A 7,882-nucleotide genomic window follows, 5' to 3' on the forward strand; every position below is an offset into this window, starting at 1 on the left:
TTCATGTTCTGCAGGTTGGAGGTCACAATGTCTAAAGGACTTTCTGTCTTTGTCATCAGTCTGTCTGCTCTGCTCTTCTTCTCAAGTTATCTTTCTGCGCAGCAGCCCTGCGGTTTGTATCCTTATACGAAACTGGAGGACATCAGTTCGGCGAATCAGGTTTGTGATGACGACCCCGAGAACGAAGACTGTTACAACCCGCAGATGGCCATTTTCAAGAAGTGCATCGGGACAGTCTTCTACAAGGAATGCACGCACAACGAGACGTTTCATATTCAATGTGGTCCTGCTTGCTGGGAAACCTATCCTCAATCGGACCAGGAATGCCTGCCCCCCGGAGGCGGCGGAGGCGGACCTGCGTCCTGTCAACAGCGGAGGCGCGGATTGGAACCGGGGCGATGACACCCTTGTAGCTGCCACTGATCTGGATAAGTCGGGACGCCCTTGGTCACTGGATCTCTCTGATACTTTCTAATCTAATCCTCTCTCCGAGTGTCAGAGGCACGGATCACGGCTACTTCCAAGGGGCGGCGGGCGGGGACCAAGTGGAGCCCGAGTTGTTCCTGGACGGCTTTGAGGACGTCTTCGCGCTCCCAGGAGGGGACTTCCAGAGTGGCGTTGAAGGAGTCTTCCCGGGAAAGGCCGCTTTCATCCAGCACGGGTACTTTGAGGCGGTATTCCAGCATCCGGAGCAATGACGCAATGGGAAGCCCTTGAAAGAAGAGCCGCTTGCCGGAGATAGAAGAGCTGCCCAGGGGCTCCGGCGCCTTCTCAAGGTTCGGACCGAGTTCTTCCACGGGCAGCACGCGCAGGACGTCCACCTCGCGTTGCTCAATGCGCTGTTCGAGGCCGAAGGCCGTCAAAGCCGCCTCCAGCACCGTGGCTTTGAGGTCGAGCCCTTGGGGAAGCGAGGCCTGAACCAGGTAGGTGTCGGCAGCAAGGTCGGCCTCGATCACCGTACGGGTGATCCCGAAGTCGTTGAGCGAGGTCAAAACCCGGCGGGCATCCATCTCCCGAAGTGTCAGTTTGCGGCGTGACATGGACATGGACGAGCCCGGCTCGGTCGAGGTGAGGATGGGCCGGATGAGCACCTGGTAGAGAGGCTCGCCTAAGTTTTCCTCTGAAGGGCCTTCGGCGAACTTGAGGCGTTCCTGGCGCACGTCGCCGACACCCGGGTCCTCGCCGGCAAGGAGCTTCTCCAGCACCTCCGAATCAAGCTGGTTCGGGTGCATCACCCCGGAGATGCGTCCTTGGCGGTCGATCAGGATGGTGGTGGGGATGGCGCTGATCCCGTAACCGTGCTGAACGGTCGGTGCTTTATCCAGGCCCACCCAGCCCCTGATGGGGCGCTGCTTGAGGAATTTCTCGATGGTCTCCCGATCCTCGTCGGTGACGCTCAAAAAGCGCAGGGGGCGGTCGGCGAACTCCTCGGCCAGTTCGTTGATGTGGGGGATCGCGCCCACGCAAGGGCCGCACCAGGTCGCCCAGAATTCCAGCACCACCGCCTGTCCCCGCAGCGCTTCCAGAGTCACCTCCTGGTTGTCCGGGACCTGCAGCCATTGCTCGACATCGAGTTTTAACGCCTCGTCACCGACTCCCGGCGGGTCGGATGCCTGGGCCCCGACGACAAAAAAGGCGAGCATGAAAAAAGCAACCCGAGATAATGATCGCAGCATGATAACCCCATAGTTCCTGGTCCATGATCGCCCGGCGAAAGCTCCACACTGCACCGCGGCGACCATTCGAGCTTTGAAGCTCATGATTAGCTAACTTACAGTGATTGTATCTTCAGAAGCCCAAAAGGTTCAAACTTCTCGGCAATTCTTAGCAAAATCCGCTCTGCCTGTCCCCGGACTGCGGCCGACGGGGGCCACAGACGCGTTTCCCGGCCAAGCCGTGGGCAGTGGGGGGTGGCGCGTGGTATATCTTGGGGAAGATGTTTCAATCGATAAGATCGGGTTTCTGGAGGGGTTTATGAAGGCTAGAGCGGGGTTTGGGCTTTTCATCAACTGCGTGCTTTGGGCGGCGCTGGCCGGGGGGACGACGGCGGCTGGGCCGGCGGTGGCGGGCAATGACGAGATCACCACGCCGGAGGAGTTCTTCGGGTTTGAACTGGGGGCCGACAAGAAGCTGGCGCGCTGGGACAAGATCGTCGAGTACTACTACCTGCTGGAAAAGCAGAGCGACCGCATGAAGGTCATCGACCTGGGGCCCTCCACGGAAGGACATCCCTACCTGCTGGCCATCATTTCCTCCCCCGAGAATCTCTCCAATCTCGAAACGCTGCGCCAAGTCAACCTCAAGATTCAGGACCCGCGCACACCCCAAGACGAAGTGAAGAAGCTGATCGAGCAGGGTAAAGCGGTGGTCAGCCAATCCTTCGGACTGCATTCCAGCGAGGTGGCGGGAGCGCAGACGGCGCCCGATTTCACCTACGAGCTGCTGGCCTTCGACGACGAGCGCACCCGGCGCATTCTGGACGAGACCATCCAACTGCTCTTTCCCTGCTTCAATCCAGACGGCCAGATCATGACCACCGACTGGTACTACGAGACCCTGGGGACGGAGTACGAAGGCGTGGGATTGCCCTGGCTCTACCACAAGTACGTAGGCCACGACAACAACCGCGACGCCGACTACATGAACATGGTGGAGGCCGTCTACACGGGCAAGATCCTCTACCGCGAATGGAAGCCTCAAGCCTACGTCGACCATCACCAGATGGGCAGCTACGGGGCCCGCCTCTACGTTCCGCCCTACAGCGAGCCGATCCGCCCCTACGCCGACCCGCTGATCTGGAGGGAGCTGAGCTGGTACGGCGCCCACATGGCCTACAAGCTGGAAGAGAACGAGATCCCGGGAGTGCTCAACGCCGCCCAGTACCCGGGCTGGGGACACTTCGGCTGGCACTGGATCACGCCCTTCCACAACATCGCCGGAATGCTCACCGAATCGGCCAGCGCCAGCTATGCGACACCCCTCTACATCCATCCCGACCAGTTGCGGGGCGGGGCCCGCGGACTGCCCGAGTACGAGGCCCAGTCGACCATGCCCAATCCCTGGCCGGGGGGATGGTGGCGCGTCAGCGACATCGTGCGTCAGCAGAAAATTGCGGCCTGGGCCGTCATGGACATGGCGGCCCGCCACCGCCGGACCGTGCTCTGGAACGGCTACCTGAAAGCCCAGCGGCAGACCGAGCGGGGAGCCAACGGGTCACCCAAAGCCTACGTCATCCCGGCGCGGCAGCACGATCCCCTGACCGCCGCCAAGATGGTCAACACCCTGAGAATGTCGGACATCGAAATCCAGCGGGCCCAGAGTCCGCTGGAGGTGGGCAAAGTCAGCTACCAGCCGGGAACCTACCTGGTGCCTCTGGCCCAACCCAAGATGGGACTGGTGCGCAACCTGCTGGGGCGCACCCTCTACCCCGACAACGAGTGGACGCGCGGACGCGACGGCTCCCCCCTGCGGCCCTACGACACCTCCACCCACACCATGGCCGAATTCATGGGCGTGCAGGTGGATGAGGCCGAGCAGCCGGCGCGGGGCCAAGCGAGCGTCCTGCAAGAGGACGTCCCCGTCAGGGGACGGGTCGAGGGAGAAGCGCCCTGGGTGCTGGACGGACGGCTCAACGCGGCCTTCAAGGCCGTCAACCTCTTGCTCGACCAAGACTTCGCCGTCCGCCGCCTGCACCACTCCCAGGGCCATCTGCGGCCCGGAGATTTCATCGTCGAGAACGGATCGCGGGAGGCCGTCGCCGAGATCGCCGAAGAGACGGGAGTCGACTTCCGCCACCTGGCCCAGATGCCGGAGGAAGGCGTCCGCGAACTCAAGCGCCAGCGCACGGCCATGTACCACCGCTACAGAGGGGGCAACATGGACGAGGGGTGGACGCGCTTCCTGCTGGAGCAATTCGCCTTCCCCTACACCTCGCTCAAGGACGACGAAATCAAGGCCGGCGGACTCAGGGCCAACTACGACCTCATCATCATTCCTCATGACTCGACGGCCACCATCATGGGCGAGGAAGACGAGAGCCGGAGGGGCGGCCGTCGCCGCGAGTATCCGCCCCAGTACAGGAGCGGCATCGGCGAAGAAGGGCTGGAAGCGCTGCAAGCCTTCGTGCAAGAGGGAGGCACGCTCCTGACCCTGGGAGAGGCCACTCAGTTCGCCCTCGACAAGCTGGAGATCAATGTCCGCGATCCCCTGGCCGACCTCGATTCCGAGGAGTTCTTCTGTCCCGGATCGACGCTGCGCGCGCACTTCGACAACACTCATCCGCTGGCCTACGGAATGCCCTCCGAGGGCTACGTGCTCTTCTGGCAGGGGCCTGCCCTGGAGATCACGCCCTCCCGCCACAACGATCACTACCAAAGGGTCGTCACTTACAAAGAGCAAGACATCCTGCAAAGCGGATGGCTGATCGGCGAAGAACACCTTTCCGAAAAAGCGGGCATGGTGACGGCCCGGAAAGGGCAAGGCGAGGTGATCCTGATCGGCTTCCGTCCCCAGCACCGCGCTCAGACCGACGGCACCTTCAAACTGCTCTTCAACGCCATTCTGCGCTAAAGCAATGTAACTGCTACGGATGAGGGAGGACGATGAACCCGTTGGCGCGGAGGTTGTTGGCCGAGCCGGACTTGCGGACTCTCGGACGGGCGCGGGAAATCGCCCAAGAAGTGCTGGCCCGGCCCGAAATGCTGGAAGAGGTGGTGGAAGCCTTTTTGAGCGACGATCCGGTGCTGCGTTCGCGGGCCGGACACATTCTCAAGAAAGCCGCCCGGCAATGCCCCGAAGAGGTGCAGCCCTACAAGCAGATCCTCATCGAAGAAGCGGCCGGCATCGAGCAGATGCATGTCAGAGAGGCCTTCGCCGTCTCCGTCACCAAGCTTGAGTTGAACCAGGCCGACGTGGCGCGGCTTTACGATATTTTCCTCTCTTACCTGCAAGACCGCGCCAGCGTCGTCCGCACCGTGGCCATGCAAGGGCTGGTCGACCTCTGCGAAATGGAACCCCGCTACTACCCCCGGGTGACCCCCCTCATCGAACGCTTGACCAAGACCGGAAGCGCCGCCATGCGGGCGCGGGGCCGCCATCTGCTGAAGAAGTTGCGCTGAAGCCAAGCCTGGCCAGTGCCGGAGACGGCCGCGGGTGTACAATCGCAGGCCATGACCTGGGAGATCGGCGTTCTGCTGGGGCTGTTGGTCCTGATGGCGGTGCTTTTCATCAGCGAGAAGCTGTCCGTCGACCTCACCGCCCTGTTAGGACTGCTGGTCTTGATGATGGTCGGCCTGGTGCCGCCCGAGCAGGCCTTTGACGGCTTCGCCTCTCCGGCCGTCATCACCATGCTCTCGGTCTTCTTCGTCAGCGGAGCTTTGCGTCAAACCGGGGTGGCCGACGCTGTAGGGGCAGGTGTTTACCGCCTCATCGGCAGCCGCGAGGTTCCGCTCATTGCGGCTGTCATGGTGGTGGCGGCGGCTCTTTCGGCCTTCATGAACAACGTGGCCGCATGCGCCGTGCTGATGCCCGCCGTCGCCAGCATTTGCAGAAAATCGCAGGTGGCCGCCTCGCGCCTGTTCATGCCGCTGGCTTTCGCCGCCATCCTGGGAGGCACCATCACCCTGGTGGGCACCCCTCCCAACCTTCTGGCCGCCGAGGTGCTCAGCGCCAGAGGATACGAATCCTTCACCCTGTTCGACTTTGCCCCTTTGGGACTCATCATGACAGCCGTCGGCATCCTCTTCATGGTTACAGCCGGACGCCTGCTGCTGCCCAACAGCGATCCATTGGCGAGACTCTCCGGACGCCGTCTGGCCCGCCTCTACGATTTGGACGAAAAGCTCTTCTCCATCCGTATTCCCAATGCTTCTCAGCTCAACGGCCTGACGCTGCGCGAAGCCCACCTGGGACGCGCACTGGGCGTGCAGGTGGTGGGCATCGTCCGCAATGGCAAGAAGAACCTGACGCCCGGCGGCGACACGCGTCTGCAAGGCGGAGACATCCTCATGGTGAGGGGCGCCCCCGGCAAGGTTGAAGAAATCTTCAGCATGTCGGGAGTGGAGATCGGAACGGTCAAGCTGGGGGATCTGGCCAACGTCTCGGCCGAGGTACGAGGGCTGCGGGCCGTCATTCCCTCCCATTCGCCCCTGACCGGCAACACCATACGACAACTGGGCTTCCGTCAGCGTTACGCTTCCGTGGTGGTGGGCCTGCGCCGCCGGGGGGATTGGGTGGAGGACGCTCAGGGCGTGGAATTGCAGGAGGGCGACGAACTCTTCCTGCTGGGCCTGGGCCGGCAACTGGAAGAGCTTGCCGGTCAGCTCAAGCTGAGCCGGCCCAAGATCGGACGCCCGGTCTTCGCCGAGATCCTGGAGGAGATGGGGGAGTACGTCTTTATGCTGCGGGTGCCTTCAGGTTCCCAACTGCCCGGACGCACGGTGCGCGAGAGCCGGGTGGGCGAACTGTCGGGGCTGACGGTGGCGGGAATCGTACGCTCGGGAGAGACCATCCTGCCCGTCTCGCCCGACGAGCGCATCCGTTCCCAGGACGAACTGCTGGTGACCGGCAATCCGCGCCGCATCCGCACCCTGACGGAACTGGGTTCTTCAGAGATCGGACGCGACGTCTCCCAGGCCGGCATCGAGTCGGAGGAGGTGGGAATCGTGGAAGCCGTGGTGGCGCCCCGTTCGCAGGCCTCGGGCCGCAGCCTCTCCGACCTCCACTTCCGCGACCGCACGGGGCTTCACGTGCTGGCCATCTGGCGGGAAGGCGAAACGCTCTACCAGCGCCTCTCCCGGCTGCCCCTCAAGTTCGGCGACGGGCTGCTGCTGCAGGGTCCCTGGGAGCGCATCCGGCTGCTGGCCGAGGGCGACGATTTTATCCTCTTGACTCCGCTTTCCTGGCAGGAGAGGCGCACCGGCAGAGCGCCCTTCGCCCTGCTGGCTCTGGCCCTCATGATCGTGCTGGTGGCGGTCGGCTTGCAACCTGTCCACGTGGCCGCCTTCCTGGCCGCCATCGTGTGCGCCGCCTCGGGAGCCATCACCATGCAAGAGGCCTATAAGACCATAGAATGGAAAGCCATCTTCCTTATGGCCGCCATCCTGCCGATGGGAGCCGCCATGGAAGAAACCGGGGCGGCGGCGCTGATCTCGGGAAGCGTCACCAGCCTGGCCGGGCCTCACGGCCCCACCGCCGTCTCGGCCGGACTCTTCACCCTTTCCAGCCTGCTCAGCCAATCCCTGGACGGGGCCCCCACCGTGGTGCTGCTGGCGCCGGTCATACTGCAGACCTCCAGCCAACTGGGCATCTCGCCGCAGACGCTGATGATGGGCGCCACCTTGGGCGCCTCGGTGCTATTCCTGACACCCTTCAGCGGCAAAGCCAGCCTGCTGGTCATGGGGCCCGGTGGCTACCGTGTCAAGGACTTCCTGCGAGTCGGCTTCCCCCTCACCATCATCCTGCTGGTGTTGTTGGTCTTCCTGGTCCCCGTCTTCTACCCCTACTAGTGCTGCCAGACATTTCATGAGGAGGGCTCCAGCGCCTCCATGCGGCGGATCTGGTCGTCGTTTCCGGTCAGCTCCCAGCGGATGAGAGAGACGGGGATGAGTCCGGCAGCCCGGAACTCGTCCATGAAGCGCTTGATGCTAAATTCCTCCCCCAACTGCAAGGCCCGTTCGGCCATCAGGTGCTCGATTTCGCCCTTGCCGATCAGGTAGCTGGTGCCGTAGCCGGGTTGTTGCAGGTAGAGGTGCTGCTCGAAGAGGCAGGTATCGCTGTCGGCGGGCATGAATCCGCGCGGCGTCCACTTCGAGGCGAACTCGCAGGCCTCGTCGATGCTCCAGTCGTTGCTGTGCAGGTGCAGGCCGGCGATGGCGCGGGCGGC

6 protein-coding genes are annotated in these 7,882 nt (G+C 63.0%); 4 read left to right on the plus strand and 2 right to left on the minus strand.

Annotated features, from left to right (window positions below; genetic code table 11):
- On the plus strand, positions 1 to 402 hold a 402-nt coding region (locus tag VLU25_08315; protein HSR67933.1), incomplete at its 5' end, for a hypothetical protein.
- 74 nt (positions 403 to 476) lie between these two features.
- On the opposite strand, the gene VLU25_08320 is transcribed toward VLU25_08315, so the two are convergent.
- Positions 477 to 1,643 (minus strand): redoxin domain-containing protein, encoded by a 1,167-nt coding sequence (locus VLU25_08320; protein ID HSR67934.1) that lies wholly within the window; start codon positions 1,641 to 1,643, stop codon positions 477 to 479.
- Positions 1,644 to 1,974: 331 nt separating this feature from the next.
- Between VLU25_08320 and VLU25_08325 the strand changes: the two genes are divergently transcribed.
- From VLU25_08325 to VLU25_08335, 3 genes are read left to right on the plus strand one after another with little or no spacing between them, the layout of a single operon-like run.
- Entirely contained in the window at positions 1,975 to 4,569 is a 2,595-nt protein-coding gene (locus VLU25_08325; GenBank protein ID HSR67935.1) for a M14 family zinc carboxypeptidase, read from the plus strand.
- 32 nt (positions 4,570 to 4,601) lie between these two features.
- The gene (locus VLU25_08330; GenBank protein HSR67936.1) at positions 4,602 to 5,117 is read left to right on the plus strand and encodes a hypothetical protein; all 516 of its coding nucleotides are present in this window, start codon (positions 4,602 to 4,604) and stop codon (positions 5,115 to 5,117) included.
- A 51-nt stretch (positions 5,118 to 5,168) separates the two neighbouring features.
- Positions 5,169 to 7,505 carry an SLC13 family permease gene (locus tag VLU25_08335; GenBank protein ID HSR67937.1) on the plus strand — a complete coding sequence of 779 codons (2,337 nt, stop codon included), beginning with the start codon at positions 5,169 to 5,171 and terminating at the stop codon, positions 7,503 to 7,505.
- A 14-nt stretch (positions 7,506 to 7,519) separates the two neighbouring features.
- On the opposite strand, the gene VLU25_08340 is transcribed toward VLU25_08335, so the two are convergent.
- A partial coding sequence (locus VLU25_08340; protein ID HSR67938.1) for a DUF885 family protein occupies positions 7,520 to 7,882 on the minus strand: 363 nt, incomplete at its 5' end.

This window comes from Acidobacteriota bacterium, assembly GCA_035471785.1.
GTDB lineage: Bacteria > Acidobacteriota > UBA6911 > RPQK01 > DATIPO01 > JANQFM01.

Bases quoted from the DNA above. Each gene is read 5' to 3' on its own strand.
- VLU25_08335 (HSR67937.1), top strand. From the start codon at position 5,169: ATGACCTGGGAGATCGGCGTTCTGCTGGGGCTGTTGGTCCTGATGGCG.
- VLU25_08320 (HSR67934.1), bottom strand. From the start codon at position 1,643: ATGCTCGCCTTTTTTGTCGTCGGGGCCCAGGCATCCGACCCGCCGGGA.
- VLU25_08330 (HSR67936.1), top strand. From the start codon at position 4,602: ATGAACCCGTTGGCGCGGAGGTTGTTGGCCGAGCCGGACTTGCGGACT.
- VLU25_08325 (HSR67935.1), top strand. From the start codon at position 1,975: ATGAAGGCTAGAGCGGGGTTTGGGCTTTTCATCAACTGCGTGCTTTGG.